Raw genomic sequence first — 14,004 nt, forward strand, 5'->3', positions numbered from 1 at the left:
TATAATTGCCGATTTTTCTTTAGGGACTGTTTCCAAATGAAGAAATTTTTACAAAATAAAAAACTGTTGTCAGCAGTTGTCGCAGTTATTTTAGTTTTTACAATTTTAGGTGGTAGTGTTAGCTTGCGCAACAAGCGTAACACGCCATTGATTATCCAAAGTTTTGGTAATGATGTAGTCGCTGTGGGATCAAGAATTATTGATTTCCCTCTTAGTTTTGTGTCCGGCAGTTTAAATAATGTACATGATTTACTGAATACGCAAGATGAAAATAACTATCTTAAGAGCCAGGTAACCGAATTAGAACAAACAAAAGCTCGTAACTCAAGTCTTGAAGCTGAAAACAAGCAACTTAAATCTGCTTTAAAATTAAAAGAAACGTTAACGGACTATGATATGGTTCAAGCCTCCGTGATTTCGCGTTCGCCAGACAGCTGGACAGATCTTTTAGTTATCAATAAGGGAACTACGTCCGGCTTGCGCAAGAATATGGCTGTGATGTCAGGCGGTGGAGTTATCGGTCGTATAATAGAAGTCAGTGCTGCTTCTGCAAAAGTGGAATTAATTACTACCAGTGACAAGTCAGCAAACCGGTTTGCAGTACAGGCTCAAGCTACAAATGGTAAAAAAGTTCATGGCATTATTACGGTAATTGGTAATAAAACTTTAGCTTTTACCCAAGCAATTGATAGTAAAAAGCTCAAGCGTGGTACCAAAATATATACTAGCGGAATGGGTGGTAATTCACCTAAAGGGTTGCTAATAGGAACTATTTCTGCTACAACACATGATTCTTTTGGCTTATCTGATTTAATCAAGATCAATCCGGCTGGCGAATTAAACGATCCTTCCATTGTCACGGTTATTCAGAGGAAAGTGAGCGACTAATGAAGACACTGCGGAAATTTACTCTAGTCTTAGCATTATACGTTGCTTTGGCTATCAGTGGTAGCTTATCTTTTTACCTTCATCAGTTTTTTTCAATTGGTAATGCTGCGAATTTATTAGTACCTGTTAGTATGATGCTAATTGCATTATTTGATGATACCAATAACAAAGAAGTTTGGCTGGCTTTAGGTGCAGGTATAGTTAGTGATATTTATTTTTTTGGCATTATAGGCATCTATGCAATTAGCCTGCCGACAATTTCTTGGTTATTGCAAAAATCTGCACGGTTTTTACCAGAAGTATTTTGGGCCAAAGTTTTGGCAGTTTTAATTGCTTCTGTTCTAATTGAGGTCTACACATGGCTAATTTTAAATATGACAGGCTTATCAAGTATAGGAATCTTGAAGCTGGTGCAAAGTATTTTGCCGACTTTGTGCTGGGTGTTTATCTTTGTTTGTGCTACCTATAAATTATGGTGGAACTTGGTTCTTAACTACCCTTTTATGGTTAACCTAGACAATTATCGCTAATAAATAAAAAACGTGAGATTTGTATCTCACGTTTTTTACTCAAAAAAGCCAAAGCTTGATAATGCACCAACAACCTGCATCACAATTGCTACTAAAGTAATAATAGCCATTAGCCAAGCCATGGCAATCGTTAATTTTTGAAATTTAGATCTCTTTTTCTTATGTCTACGCGTCATTGATTGACCTCCTACTTGAACAATATTTTATGCTACTTAATAGTTTTTTTCAATCGCAGAGTAAGATAAAATAGATATTAAATGATAGAGGATGTAAGTAATGCTTTTAATTATATTGATACCTGTTCTAGGACTTGCTTTAGCATATATTGTCAATAAGATGTTTCCTAAGGCTCAATTTAGGGGATATGATTTATTGCCTTTCTTTTTTATATATGCATGTCACTTAATTACCATGCACCAAAAAAGGCCTGAGTTTCTGCCTTATGGCTTTTTTGTCTTTTTCTTCCTGGTTATAGTCATAGCGATATCTGATGCTGTTAAAAATAAAAATATCTCTTTAAGTAAGACTATGCGTAAAATTTGGGATTACTTAACTGTAAATACTATTTTTTGGTATCTGGGTCTCTTGTTTCTAATGATATAGTCAATTTTTGAAATAAAAATTTTTTAAATAAAACTAGTCGCAAATCTGAATTGGTTTGCGATTTTTCTTTTTTGTGTCATTAAAAAATAAATATTTAACATTTTTGACTAAAAAGTGGTAGGAAGTGGTGAATTGTGGTAAATTATTTAGTGGAAGGGGGCTAAGCCATGTTCATGGGTGAATATCATCACAATCTCGACAGCAAAGGGCGGTTAATTATACCTGCCCGTTTGCGTAGTCAGATAGGTGACAAAATGATATTTACTCGCGGAATGGAAGGCTGCATTTTTGGCTATACTACAGAAGCATGGCAAAAAATTGAAGCTAAACTAGCGCAACTTCCACTAACTAAGAGAAATGCGCGCAGTTTTACGCGTTTGTTTTACTCTGGTGCGATGGAATGCGAATTTGACAAACAAGGTCGTGTGAATCTGACCACAACGTTGAAGAAACACGCTTCCCTTGTCAAAGAATGTGTCATTGTAGGAGTTTCTGATCGAATTGAAATTTGGTCTAAGGAACGTTGGGAAAGCTTTAGTGATGAAGCCAATGAAAACTATGATGATATTGCAGAAAATTTGGATGATATTGAACTATAATTATGGAATTCAAACACACCAGTGTACTCTTACACCAAACAATCGATAATTTAAAACTGAAAAATGGTGGTCTTTATGTAGACGCGACTTTTGGCGGTGGCGGTCATGCAAAATATTTGTTGAGCAAACTAGCTAGTGGTACTTTAATCGGCTTTGATCAAGATGAATATGCAATAAATTCGGCTAAGTTAAACTTTGCTGATTTACTTGTTCAAAATGCTGATCCTAAATTACAATTGGTACACGATAATTTTAGCCATTTAAAAGCGAATCTGGTTGAGCTGGGTTATCAAAATGGTATAGATGGAATTTACTATGATTTGGGAGTTTCCTCGCCACAATTTGATCAAGCACAAAGGGGTTTTTCTTACCGCTTTGATGCAAGATTAGACATGAGAATGGATCAAGAGCAAAGTCTTGATGCTTATCAACTAGTAAATAACTCAAGCCAAAAAGAATTGGCAAATATTTTGTATAAATTTGGTGGTGAAAAATATTCTCGCCAGATTGCTCATAAAATTGTCCTTAAAAGACAAAAAAAGCCGATTGAAACAACTTTTGAACTGGTTGATATAATTAAGGAAGCAATTCCTGCGTTTGCAAGAAGGACTGGTGGGCATCCAGCAAAAAAGACCTTTCAGGCTTTGCGTGTTGCTGTAAATCACGAGCTTGATGTTTTAAGTGAGTCACTTGAAGAAGCGGTTCATTTGTTAAGACCTGGTGGTCGAATTAGCGTAATTACCTTTCAGTCTGATGAAGACAAAATTGTAAAAAACATTTTTAAAAAATACTCTGAAGTTGATGTTCCCAGGGGAATGCCAGTTATTCCTGACAACCTGAAGCCAATGCTTCGTTTAGTTAACCGCAAACCCATTGTTGCCTCAGCTGAAGAGTTAAAGAATAATAATCGCTCACACAGTGCAAAGTTGCGAGTCGCAGAAAAATTGTAAAGAGGAAAAACAATGGCTGATAATTTAGCAAGAAAAGTAGAGTTTAATCCTAATGAGCAAAGAGATCCAGAGAAGAGACAACGTCAAGTTCTCAATCATCACAACGTTGCTTGGACCGGCTTCGAAAAGTCCTTGCTTGTATTGGGAACGATAATAACCATTGGCTTAATGACAATGCTAGTTTCTTCCAGTATTTCTGCTACATCAGCTCAACATGAACTTACCAATGTGCAACGCGCAGTTGCAAAAGGGCAAAGTCAAGTTGGAGATTTGCATCAAGAATTAGGTGAGTTAACCTCAAGCTCTCGCATGAACAAAATTGCACGTAGTAAGGGGTTAGCCTTGAATGAGAAAAATATTAGGACTATACGCTGATGAAAAAGCATAATAGTAAGATAAGTAACTCTAATTCCAAAGCTCACGGATACCGTTTTACAGTCGGGAGATTTCTCGAGGTAGCTGTTGCTTTGGTTTTTCTCGTATTTATAGGAAGATTTTTATACATTGGCATCTCCAAGACTATTAATGGTCAAAATTTAACTGCTAAAACCGAGCAATTATACATGCGTAATCAGGTATTAAAGGCTAATCGCGGTACAATTTATGATCGTAATGGTTTGGCAGTTGCTCAGGATTCTCATTTATATACTATTTATGCTATCTTAGATAAATCTTCTATCAATTATAAGAATCAACCTGAATATGTTGTTAATAAAACTAAAACTGCTAATAAATTAGCCCAAGTCTTACCGCTTAAAGCGAGTGAAATTTTAAAATATCTTAATCCTGCTCGTCCTGTTTTTCAGGTACAATTTGGTACTGCAGGTTCTAATTTGTCCAAACAGCAAAAAGATAAAATTGAAAAGATGAATTTGCCTGGGATTAAATTCTTTGAAACTCAGTCTCGGCTTTATCCTAATGGTAATTTTGCCTCACATATAATAGGAATGGCTTCCCCAGTATATGACAAAAAAACCAAGCAGCAGAATCTCGAAGGCACAATGGGACTTGAAGCTTGGTATGATGACGTACTTACAGGAAAAAACGGTTATCAGGTTTCAGCAGTAGATGCTTCTAATTTTCAGACGCCAAATAGTACGCATACCTATAAGGCACCAGTCGACGGTAACAATATTTATTTAACCATTGATTCACAGCTGCAGGAGTATCTTGAAAGCAGGCTCTCCTATGTCCAAAATGCATATAATCCGGTTTCCATGACAGCTGTCGTTGAAGATATTAAAACGGGAAAGGTTTTAGCTGCCTCTCAAAGACCAACTTTTAACCCGCAAACGGAAAAGGGTCTAAAAAACTCATATCGTGACATTTTGGTACAAGATACTTATGAACCGGGTTCTGTTTTTAAAGTGCTAACGCTGTCATCATCTGTAAATAGTGGAAATTATCATCCTAACCAATACTATAATTCAGGATCAGTTTCTGTTAATGGATCTGTAATTCACGATTGGCAGCCTCACGGTTGGGGAAGCATCCCATTTTCACAGGCTTTTCCTCGTTCAAGCAATACTGGCTTTGTTCATATTGAGCAGCAAATGGGTGCCAAGACGTGGAAAAAGTATCTCAAAAAATTTCATATTGGAGAAAAAACGGGAGTAACCTTACCTGGTGAACAGCCGGGAACGATTGCATTCAATTCTCCAATTGATCAAGCAGTTACCAGTTTTGGTCAAGGTGTTGATGTCAATGTCATGCAAATGATGCAGGCATTTAGTAGTTTAGCCAATGATGGTCAAATGGTAAAACCACAGTTTGTCGAAAAAATTACGGATGCCAATAATCATACTATCACTGGTTATCAAATTAAAAATGTCGGCCAACCCGTTTATACCAAAAAAACTGCAGCTACTGTGCTTGAAAATATGCGACGAGTTTTAAATAAACGCATTGGTACAGGTGCGGCTTACCAAATGAAAGGCCAAAGTATTGCAGTCAAAACAGGGACAGCTCAGATTGCTAACCTTAAGGGTGGAGGTTATCTTAAAGGTAACAATAATTATATCTTTTCAGTGGTTGGGGTTACCCCTGCTAAACATCCGCGGTACTGCATTTATATTACTGTCAAACAGCCTCGTAAAATGAGTAAACCGGCTGAAGTAATACTCTCATCAATTTTCAAACCAATGATGAATAGAGTAATTCTTATGTCTAAAAATGGTCTAAGCAGTTCGACACTTGTTAAAACACCCAATCTAAAAGGATTAAAATACAAAGAGGCCAAAAAGGTAGCACAGCGCGTTGGGGTACGACTTGCTAAGATTGGTACGGGTGATAAAATAACTGCGCAGTCATATTCGGCAGGTCAAAAACAACAGTCAGGAAAATTAATGCTTGTTCGTACTAGCGGAAGTATTAAATGTCCTGATATGAAAGGCTGGTCTATTGATGAGTTGCATCAATTTGCAGATTTAACAGGAGTTAAATTACGAATCAAAGGAACAGGAATAGTTTTTAAGCAAGGTCTGGCTACAGGAGAGCCTGTTAAATCAGGTACAAAAATAAAAATACAATTAAAGGAGTAGCATTTTTATGCTGATTATTAGCATTATCGCATTAGTAAGTTCATTAGCATTGACTGGAATCATTCTGCCTTGGATGATTATCTTCATGAGGGCACATCACGAAGGACAAGAAATACGTGATGAAGGTCCTAAATGGCATGAAAAGAAATCCGGAACGCCTACTATGGGTGGAGTAGTCTTTGTTCTAGCGGCTGCAGTATCCACAATTTGGGTTAGTTTTTGGCAACATGAAACTTCAAAGTTAATTTGGATTTTACTAATCAGTTTGCTGGGCTATGCAATAATTGGCTTTTTAGATGACGGTATAAAATTGTTCTATAAGCGCAACCTAGGCCTGCATGCTTGGCAAAAATTTTCCTTACAAATACTAGTTGCTATTTTAATCATCATTATTGCTGCTACGGATAATTTTCAGTTTAAACTTTTTATACCATTTTTTGGTATTGTGAACAGTGCTATTTTATTTACTATTTTTGTAGTTTTTTGGTTAGTTGGCTTTTCTAACGCTGTCAATTTGTCAGATGGATTAGACGGATTAGCAACAGGACTTTCGATTATTGCTTATGCTACTTATTCTTATATTGCATTTAAACAAAAGAACTTTGCTGTTTTGATCTTTTGTATGAGTGTTATAGGTGGTTTGATTTCATTTTTTATTTTTAACCATAAACCTGCTAAAATTTTTATGGGTGATGCCGGATCATTAGCATTAGGCGGTGGATTGGCTGCTGTAAGTATCTTTTTAAACAAACCCTGGTCTCTTTTGTTAATAGGAATTGTGTTTGTTTGTGAAACTGCAAGTGTAATTCTACAAGTAATCTCTTTTCAGACCACAGGCAAACGGATTTTCAAAATGACCCCAATTCATCATCATTTCGAAATGCTGGGATATTCTGAATGGAAAGTAGATATTATATTCTGGATAGTTGGATTAATTGGTAGTTTTTTATATTTAATGATATGGGGATAAATAGGTAATGAGGCAGATTAAGACTTATCAAAACAAAAATATTCTGGTTTTAGGTCTGGGTAAAAGCGGTTTTGCAGTTAGTAAATTGTTGCTTAAACTTGGTGCAAAGCTGACTTTAAATGATCAGGCTGATTTAAGCAAAAACCAAAATGCACAGGAATTGAAAAAAAAGGGTGTCCGAGTGATTGACGGCAGGCATCCAATTGAATTATTAAGTCAAGAAAGTTTTGATTATTTAGTAAAGAATCCCGGCATTCCTTATGAAAATCCGATGGTAAAAGAGGCTCAAAAATTAAATTTGCCTATTATTACTGAACCAGAAATTGCATTGAGTGTTAGTGAGGCCCCTTATATTTGCATTACAGGTTCGAATGGAAAAACGACTACGGTAATGTTGACTCAGAAAATTCTTGCTCGTCATTTGGCCAAAAAGGGTCATCATGCATATGCTGTGGGAAACATTGGTGTGCCTATATCTGAAGTGGTTGAAAAAGCGACTAAGAATGATATTTTAGTCTGTGAAACTTCCAGTTTTCAGTTACTTGGTGTTACAGATATTAACCCTAAGGTTGCAGCAATCATTGATATATATCATAATGTTCACTTGGATTATCATAAAACTTTTGCTAATTATGTTAATGCCAAACTGAATGTTACTAAAACGCAGAGCCCAGATCATTATTTTTTGGCTAATTTTGATCAAAAAGATATTTTGGAAAAGGAGAGGAAAACCACTAGAGCTAAATTCATGACTTTTTCTGAAAATGATCAAGCTGCCGATTATTTTATTGCTGATGGTTATTTGCAAAATCAGCATGAAAAAATAATGAAGACTTCTGACATGAAATTACCTGGAATTCATAACCAACAAAACGCGTTAGTTGCAAGTGCAATTGCACAAATAATGGGTGCAGATATTGCTGATATTAAAGCTGTTTTAACAACTTTTGCTGGTGCAAAGCACCGCTTGCAATATGTCATGACACTTGAAGGTCGCAAAATATATAACGATTCTAAATCTACAAATATTGAAGCAGCTTCTGTTGCAATTCCTGCTTTTGAAGATCCTGAGGTCTGGATCGCTGGCGGTTTAGATCGAGGATTTACTTTTGATTCTTTAATTCCTCTTCTAAAAAAGCACGTTAAAGCAGTTGTATTGTACGGGCAAACACGCTATCTCCTGGCTGATGCAGCACGCAAAGCTGGGATTAAACATATTTTAATTGAAAATACGTTGCAAGAGGCTGTGCCGAAAGCTTATGAATTAACCAAACCTGGTGATGTAATGTTGTTTTCGCCAGCTTGTGCGTCATGGGATCAATTTAGAACCTTTGAAGAACGTGGCGACTATTTTGTTAAATTTATAAAGGAATTGAAGACGAAATAAAATGAGAATAATATTTACTGGTGGAGGAACTGGTGGTCATATTTACCCTATTATGGCTATCATTGAACGGTTAAAAGAACGTAATTTAGCTACAACTGATGAAATTCTGTTTGTCGGCACTAAAAATGGCCTGGAGGCTAAAATTGTTCCGGCGGCTGGAGTGAATTTTAAAACAATTGAAATGCGTGGGTTTTCTCGTAAACATATAATGAGTAATTTTGCTACAATTAGGTTGTTTCTTAAAGCTACTAAAAAAGCACAAAAAATTATTAGTGAGTTTAAGCCTGATATTGTCATGGGCACTGGAGGCTACGTGAGTGGTGCCGTAGTTTATGAAGCAGCTAAAATGAAAATACCAACTTTGATTCATGAATCGAATTCAGTAGTTGGGGTTGCTAATAAGTTTTTGGGCCACTATGTAAATAAAATTTGTTATACGTTTGATGATGCCGCTAAACAGTTTTCTGAGAAGAAAAAACTAGTAAAAACCGGAAATCCACGTTCTCAGCAAGTACTGAACTTATCATCGACAAAAGTTGACATGCAAAGCAAATGGGATTTAAATCCAACTATACCTACTGTATTAGTTTTCGGGGGATCTCGTGGAGCTTTAGCCATTAACCGAATTATGCTTAAGTCGTTGACGCGTTTGCAAAAAAAACCGTATCAGTTAATCTGGGTAACTGGAACATATTATTATAAGGAAATCCAAGAAAAACTGGCTAATATAGATTATGGTAAAACTATTAAAATTTTGCCATATGTTAAGGATATGCCTGCACTTTTGCCTAAAATGATCTGTGTGGTTTCACGTTCCGGAGCAACCAGTATTGCGGAATTTACGGCTTTAGGTGTTCCCGCCATATTAATTCCCAGTCCTAACGTTACTCACAATCATCAAATGAAAAATGCTCTTGACTTGGAAAAAGCTGGCGCTGCAACGGTAATTGCAGAAAGCGACCTTAATATCAATAATTTTATTTCCTCAATTGATCATATCGTTTTAGACCGTAAATATTATACAGAAATGAGCAAAGCTTCAAAGAAATTAGGCGTTCCTGATGCTTCTGATGAAGTAATTAAAGTAATGCAAGATTTATCTAAGTAAGAAGAAGGTGAGGCAGTTGACTAAGAAGCGAGTAACAAAAATTGATCCCAAAGAAAAGTTATCGCCTTATTTAGACCACGAAACTAATCAGAAGAAAAAGTTTAAAGCTAAAGCAAAAGTCTCTGCCTCGTTATCAAAATTACATAGTGAGCGTAAGTCTGCGCTGTTTAAACGACTAGGACTTGTTGTTGGCATATCAGTTGTGGCCATTTTGGGACTAGGGTATTATATTTCACCTTTGGCAAATGTGAAAAGTATTCAAATTAATGGAGAAAATGATTTGCCAATAAGGGAAGTTGTAAAAACTGCTGATATTAAAGCCAGTGATAAAGTAATTGACCATCTGTTTAATAAGAACAGCATAGATCATAAACTGTCTTCAAAATACTCTGAGATAAAAAATATCAATATTCAGGTTAAAAATTTTAACAATTTAGTTCTTAATATTGACGAATACCATACGATCGGTTACGTTAAAAATGCCAAAGGGTACCGGAAGATACTTTCACATGGCAAATTAGGTACCCAGGTAATTCCATGGTCAAAAGTAAGTCCTAGTAAGCCGGTTTTTGTGGGATATAATCATGAATTGTCATTGCAAGAAACTCTTCACTTGTTTAATAGTCTGCCTGTAAGTTTCCAAAGTCAGATAAAATTATTAAGCGGCAACACAAGAAGAAAGTCACAAGTTATTTTTCTGATGAAAAACGGAAATGTAGTCATTGGCAACGTTTCTACCCTCAAAAGTAAATTAAAGTACTATAATAAAATAAAAACTAAAGTGGGGAAAAATACTTTAATTGATTTAGAAGTAGGTGCGTTTAGCAGACCACTTACACCAAGTGAAAAAAGAGCTTACGGCTTAACTTAGGCTGAATTTAAGCTACTTTTATGGTAAAATTTTTGTAAAGAGCACCGACAGGGGGTAAATTTTGGACAATACAAATTTATTAGTGGGCTTAGATATTGGTACCACAAGCGTGAAAGCGGTTGTAGCAGATTCTGGTAAAGTTATCGGAGCTGTAGCGGTTCCCAACAGAGGAATGCGCCATGGCAATATAGTTGATATCGATGAAACAGCAGCTGCTATTAGTAAAGCCTTAAAGGAAATAGCCAAAAAAACAAACGCAAAGATTTATCGGGTTGTAACTGGCATACCGGTAGGTATGCTTCAACTGGAAACTGCAAGCGATTTGGTTAATGTAAGCGATAATGGTCAAGAAGTTGGCAACCATGATGTCAGACGCGTAGTGGGCGCTGCAATCAGGTCTGCAGTAAAAAACGAACGTGAACCTATTGCTTTTTTGCCAAGCCGCTTTTTAATTGATGGTGAAACTGAGGTTGATGATCCCCGTAAAATGATTGCCCATTCCCTGTCGGTCCAGGGCATCATGCTAACAGCTCCAGCAAGTTCTCTGCATAATATTAAAAAGGCGATAGAGCGTGCGGGTTATTCTAATAACTTTTTTGTTCCCACGCCACTTGCTATTGCCAGTGTAGCTTTAAGTGAAAGTGAGCGGCAATTTGGCTCAGTTATTCTTGATTTAGGCGGTGGTGTAACTACTGCTACTGTTATTCACAATAATCAGATTAAATATGCTAATATTGATTTTGAAGGTGGCAGTGACATTAGCAATGACATTTCTGTTGTTCTTAGTACATCTAAAAAAGATGCAGAACAAATTAAACTTGATTATGGCTATGCTGATCCGAATTTAGCTTCTGCTAAAAATAAATTCGCTGTTAATAGTGTGGGTTCAAATGGTCAACAGATGGTTGACGAGAGCTATTTAAGTGAAATTATTAACGCTAGAGTTATGCAGACTATTGATAGAATTGAAAAGGGACTGGATAAGCATGATGCTTTAAAGTTGCCTGGCGGTGTCATTATTACTGGTGGAAGCAGTCTGTTGCAAGGTTTTGATAGCATAATAGCCAATACTTTAAATGTAAAAGCTAGAATTTATCAACCTGACCAGATTGGAATGCGCAATCCAATATACTCAGCCGCATACGGTGTCGTTAACTATGCATATAAAATGTCTGATATTGATTTTTTAGTAATTAGCGCCATATATGGCAAAGATTCATTTGGTCAAGAGCAAGGAACTGTTCCAGAAAAAACAAAAACTTCGAAAAGAACGGCTGCTGTTAATGAAACTAAAAGAAAAGAAGAATATAATAGACATGAGTTACTAAAGCGGGAAAAATCTACGCAAAGTAAACCGAAAACTAATACGCAAAATAAAGATAAAGGCTTTAAGAACTTCTTCAAAAAGTTCTTTGATTAAAGGTGGTTAATTAGATGGATTTTACATTCGATTCTGACGACAATAAAAATGCTGTCATCAAAGTTATTGGTGTCGGCGGTGCTGGTGGTAATGCTGTTAATCGAATGATCGATGATGGCGTGCAGGGGGTATCCTTTGTTGCTGCTAACACGGATGTACAAGCATTAAATAGTAATAAAGCTGAAAATAAAATTCAGTTAGGGCCAAAATTGACGAGAGGACTCGGAGCTGGTTCTCATCCCGAAGTAGGTCAAAAAGCGGCTGAAGAAAGTGAGCAAACTATTGAAGATGCGTTAAAAGGTGCAGACATGATTTTCATTACTGCCGGTATGGGTGGCGGTACTGGAACTGGTGCTGCACCAATTGTAGCCAAAATTGCACGTGAAACCGGTGCTTTGACTGTTGGCGTTGTTACTCGTCCCTTTACTTTCGAAGGTCCAAAAAGGTCCAAAAATGCTGCCGAAGGCATTGCCCAACTGAAGCAATATGTTGATACGCTTGTTATTATTGCCAATAATCGTTTATTAGAAATGGTTGATAAAAAGACACCTATGATGGATGCCTTTAAAGAAGCTGATAATGTTTTGAAACAAGGTGTTCAAGGCATTTCTGACTTAATCACTTCGACTGATTATGTTAACCTTGATTTTGCCGATGTTAAAACTGTTATGGCAAATCAGGGAGCAGCCTTAATGGGTATCGGTCGTGCAAGTGGAGAAAATCGGACTGTTGAAGCAACTAAGCTGGCGATTTCTTCACCATTGCTTGAAGTTTCAATTGATGGTGCAAAGCAGGTTCTCCTGAACATCACTGGTGGTCCTGACCTAACTTTATTTGAAGCGCAGGATGCTTCAGAAATCGTTTCAAAAGCTGCAGGTGATGATGTTAATATCATTTTCGGTACATCTATCAATCCTAATTTAGGGGATGAGGTTGTTGTGACTGTTATTGCTACAGGAATTAATTCACAAGCAGAAGAGGAAGCTTCTAAGCAGCTTCCTGGGCATAGTCACCAGATAAAGTCACAACCTAGTCAAACTAATTCATCTATGCAGAGAACAAATTCAGCTGAAAGACCGGTTGAACCCAAGCCTGCAACTGATGATGGCGCCCAAACTGTTCAAACCGCTCCAAAGCATAGGCCTATGGTTGATCCAACAAGTGTTTGGGGGCTGGATAATGATAACGAAGGAAATCGTCGCTCGACTCCTTCTGCTTCAAATCAAGAGCAAAGATCAAGTTCATTTGATGACGACGATCAAAGTAGTATTTCACAAATTGAAACCAACGCTTTTGATGACGATGATACTGATGATATACCATTTTTCAGGCATCGTGGTGAAAACTAATGGGAGGCAAGAGAGATGGCTTTTAGTAAAATAGGTAAGTTTTTCGGTGTTGCAAACGATGACGATGAAATGCTGGATGACGAATATACAGAAGAGCAACAATTAAATAATGAGGATAATTATTCTGCTGGTGCTGTTGATCGTGACAATGTAGTTTCAATAAAATCTGGCATGAATGCGGCTAAAAGCAAAATTGTTCTTTATGAGCCACGTGTTTATTCTGATGCTAAAGATGTAGCACAAAACTTGTTGAATAACAAAGCAGTGATTATTAATTTTAGCAGGATGGAAGATGCTTCTGCTCGAAGAGTTGTTGATTTTATTACAGGTACAGTTTATGCCCTAAATGGTGAAATACAGCGTATTGGCGATAAAATATTTTTAGCAACGCCTCCTAAATTCGTTACTAATGGCAAAATTAGTGACCTAGTTGATAAGAAAGATACTTTAAGTTAATGGCAGCAAATATCATATATTACGGCATTTATATTCTAGATTATATAATATGGATCTATAGTATCATTATGGTAATCGATGCAATTTTAAGTTGGGTTCCTTCTTTACGTGATTCGACTGTTGGTCGTATTATTGACTTGTTAGTTGATCCATATTTGAACCTTTTTCGTAAAGGACCGATTGCAAGACTGTCTAATGCTACTGGATTGGATATTTCATTTTTAATTGGCTTAGTGCTTCTTTATTTTGTGCAATATTATGTCTTAAAATGGGTCGCAAACATCTTATTTAGGTTGTTTGTTTGATTTTTTATAAAGAGTTGATAAATTTTTT

16 protein-coding genes are annotated in these 14,004 nt (G+C 36.5%); 15 read left to right on the forward strand and 1 reads right to left on the reverse strand.

The genetic code is table 11. The features are described 5' to 3' along the window. Nucleotides 1-36 precede the first annotated feature (36 nt). The gene (gene mreC / locus JF75_RS04400; RefSeq protein ID WP_046332007.1) at nt 37-888 is read left to right on the forward strand and encodes a rod shape-determining protein MreC; all 852 of its coding nucleotides are present in this window, start codon (nt 37-39) and stop codon (nt 886-888) included. After that, nucleotides 888-1,418, forward strand: a complete 531-nt coding sequence (gene mreD / locus JF75_RS04405) for a rod shape-determining protein MreD (protein ID WP_046332008.1) — start codon at nt 888-890, stop codon at nt 1,416-1,418. Before mreC ends, mreD begins: the two co-directional genes overlap by 1 nt. 35 nt (nt 1,419-1,453) lie before the next feature. Here mreD and JF75_RS10330 read toward each other — a convergent pair whose 3' ends face one another. Further along, nucleotides 1,454-1,594, reverse strand: coding sequence for a DUF4044 domain-containing protein (locus JF75_RS10330; protein ID WP_084605719.1), 141 nt, complete (start codon nt 1,592-1,594; stop codon nt 1,454-1,456). Nucleotides 1,595-1,694: 100 nt separating this feature from the next. Between JF75_RS10330 and JF75_RS04410 the strand changes: the two genes are divergently transcribed. From JF75_RS04410 to JF75_RS04470, 13 genes are all read left to right on the forward strand, one after another. After that, entirely contained in the window at nt 1,695-2,021 is a 327-nt protein-coding gene (locus JF75_RS04410) for a DUF3397 domain-containing protein (protein ID WP_046332009.1), read from the forward strand. A 167-nt stretch (nt 2,022-2,188) separates the two neighbouring features. Then, a complete protein-coding gene (gene mraZ / locus JF75_RS04415) occupies nt 2,189-2,620 on the forward strand; it encodes a division/cell wall cluster transcriptional repressor MraZ (protein WP_046332010.1) in 432 nt (143 codons plus the stop codon). 2 nt (nt 2,621-2,622) lie between these two features. Then, a complete protein-coding gene (gene rsmH / locus JF75_RS04420; RefSeq protein ID WP_046332011.1) occupies nt 2,623-3,570 on the forward strand; it encodes a 16S rRNA (cytosine(1402)-N(4))-methyltransferase RsmH in 948 nt (315 codons plus the stop codon). A 12-nt stretch (nt 3,571-3,582) separates the two neighbouring features. Continuing rightward, nucleotides 3,583-3,945 carry a cell division protein FtsL gene (gene ftsL, locus JF75_RS04425; RefSeq protein WP_046332012.1) on the forward strand — a complete coding sequence of 121 codons (363 nt, stop codon included), beginning with the start codon at nt 3,583-3,585 and terminating at the stop codon, nt 3,943-3,945. Beyond that, the gene (locus JF75_RS04430; protein ID WP_046332013.1) at nt 3,945-6,110 is read left to right on the forward strand and encodes a penicillin-binding protein; all 2,166 of its coding nucleotides are present in this window, start codon (nt 3,945-3,947) and stop codon (nt 6,108-6,110) included. The genes ftsL and JF75_RS04430 overlap by 1 nt, the downstream gene beginning before the upstream one ends. 7 nt (nt 6,111-6,117) lie before the next feature. Further along, nucleotides 6,118-7,080 carry a phospho-N-acetylmuramoyl-pentapeptide-transferase gene (gene mraY / locus JF75_RS04435; RefSeq protein ID WP_379859282.1) on the forward strand — a complete coding sequence of 321 codons (963 nt, stop codon included), beginning with the start codon at nt 6,118-6,120 and terminating at the stop codon, nt 7,078-7,080. Nucleotides 7,081-7,087: 7 nt separating this feature from the next. Beyond that, the gene (gene murD / locus JF75_RS04440; protein ID WP_046332015.1) at nt 7,088-8,467 is read left to right on the forward strand and encodes a UDP-N-acetylmuramoyl-L-alanine--D-glutamate ligase; all 1,380 of its coding nucleotides are present in this window, start codon (nt 7,088-7,090) and stop codon (nt 8,465-8,467) included. Nucleotide 8,468: 1 nt separating this feature from the next. Continuing rightward, nucleotides 8,469-9,575 (forward strand): undecaprenyldiphospho-muramoylpentapeptide beta-N-acetylglucosaminyltransferase, encoded by a 1,107-nt coding sequence (gene murG, locus JF75_RS04445; protein WP_046332016.1) that lies wholly within the window; start codon nt 8,469-8,471, stop codon nt 9,573-9,575. 16 nt (nt 9,576-9,591) lie between these two features. Beyond that, the gene (locus JF75_RS04450) at nt 9,592-10,446 is read left to right on the forward strand and encodes a cell division protein FtsQ/DivIB (protein WP_046332017.1); all 855 of its coding nucleotides are present in this window, start codon (nt 9,592-9,594) and stop codon (nt 10,444-10,446) included. Between the two features lie 61 nt (nt 10,447-10,507). Then, on the forward strand, nt 10,508-11,866 hold the full coding sequence (ftsA, locus tag JF75_RS04455; RefSeq protein ID WP_046332018.1) for a cell division protein FtsA: 1,359 nt from the start codon (nt 10,508-10,510) through the stop codon (nt 11,864-11,866). A 14-nt stretch (nt 11,867-11,880) separates the two neighbouring features. Next, nucleotides 11,881-13,215 carry a cell division protein FtsZ gene (gene ftsZ / locus JF75_RS04460; RefSeq protein WP_046332019.1) on the forward strand — a complete coding sequence of 445 codons (1,335 nt, stop codon included), beginning with the start codon at nt 11,881-11,883 and terminating at the stop codon, nt 13,213-13,215. Between the two features lie 15 nt (nt 13,216-13,230). Next, on the forward strand, nt 13,231-13,671 hold the full coding sequence (locus JF75_RS04465; protein ID WP_046332020.1) for a cell division protein SepF: 441 nt from the start codon (nt 13,231-13,233) through the stop codon (nt 13,669-13,671). Next, on the forward strand, nt 13,671-13,976 hold the full coding sequence (locus JF75_RS04470; protein WP_046332021.1) for a YggT family protein: 306 nt from the start codon (nt 13,671-13,673) through the stop codon (nt 13,974-13,976). Before JF75_RS04465 ends, JF75_RS04470 begins: the two co-directional genes overlap by 1 nt. The last annotated feature ends 28 nt before the right edge of the window (nt 13,977-14,004 follow it).

Origin of the sequence: Lactobacillus kimbladii, assembly GCF_000970755.1 — a bacterium.
Classification (GTDB): domain Bacteria; phylum Bacillota; class Bacilli; order Lactobacillales; family Lactobacillaceae; genus Lactobacillus; species Lactobacillus kimbladii.

Bases quoted from the DNA above. Each gene is read 5' to 3' on its own strand.
- mreC (WP_046332007.1), top strand. From the start codon at position 37: ATGAAGAAATTTTTACAAAATAAAAAACTGTTGTCAGCAGTTGTCGCA.
- mreD (WP_046332008.1), top strand. From the start codon at position 888: ATGAAGACACTGCGGAAATTTACTCTAGTCTTAGCATTATACGTTGCT.
- JF75_RS10330 (WP_084605719.1), bottom strand. From the start codon at position 1,594: ATGACGCGTAGACATAAGAAAAAGAGATCTAAATTTCAAAAATTAACG.
- JF75_RS04410 (WP_046332009.1), top strand. From the start codon at position 1,695: ATGCTTTTAATTATATTGATACCTGTTCTAGGACTTGCTTTAGCATAT.
- mraZ (WP_046332010.1), top strand. From the start codon at position 2,189: ATGTTCATGGGTGAATATCATCACAATCTCGACAGCAAAGGGCGGTTA.
- rsmH (WP_046332011.1), top strand. From the start codon at position 2,623: ATGGAATTCAAACACACCAGTGTACTCTTACACCAAACAATCGATAAT.
- ftsL (WP_046332012.1), top strand. From the start codon at position 3,583: ATGGCTGATAATTTAGCAAGAAAAGTAGAGTTTAATCCTAATGAGCAA.
- JF75_RS04430 (WP_046332013.1), top strand. From the start codon at position 3,945: ATGAAAAAGCATAATAGTAAGATAAGTAACTCTAATTCCAAAGCTCAC.
- mraY (WP_379859282.1), top strand. From the start codon at position 6,118: ATGCTGATTATTAGCATTATCGCATTAGTAAGTTCATTAGCATTGACT.
- murD (WP_046332015.1), top strand. From the start codon at position 7,088: ATGAGGCAGATTAAGACTTATCAAAACAAAAATATTCTGGTTTTAGGT.
- murG (WP_046332016.1), top strand. From the start codon at position 8,469: ATGAGAATAATATTTACTGGTGGAGGAACTGGTGGTCATATTTACCCT.
- ftsZ (WP_046332019.1), top strand. From the start codon at position 11,881: ATGGATTTTACATTCGATTCTGACGACAATAAAAATGCTGTCATCAAA.
- JF75_RS04465 (WP_046332020.1), top strand. From the start codon at position 13,231: ATGGCTTTTAGTAAAATAGGTAAGTTTTTCGGTGTTGCAAACGATGAC.
- JF75_RS04470 (WP_046332021.1), top strand. From the start codon at position 13,671: ATGGCAGCAAATATCATATATTACGGCATTTATATTCTAGATTATATA.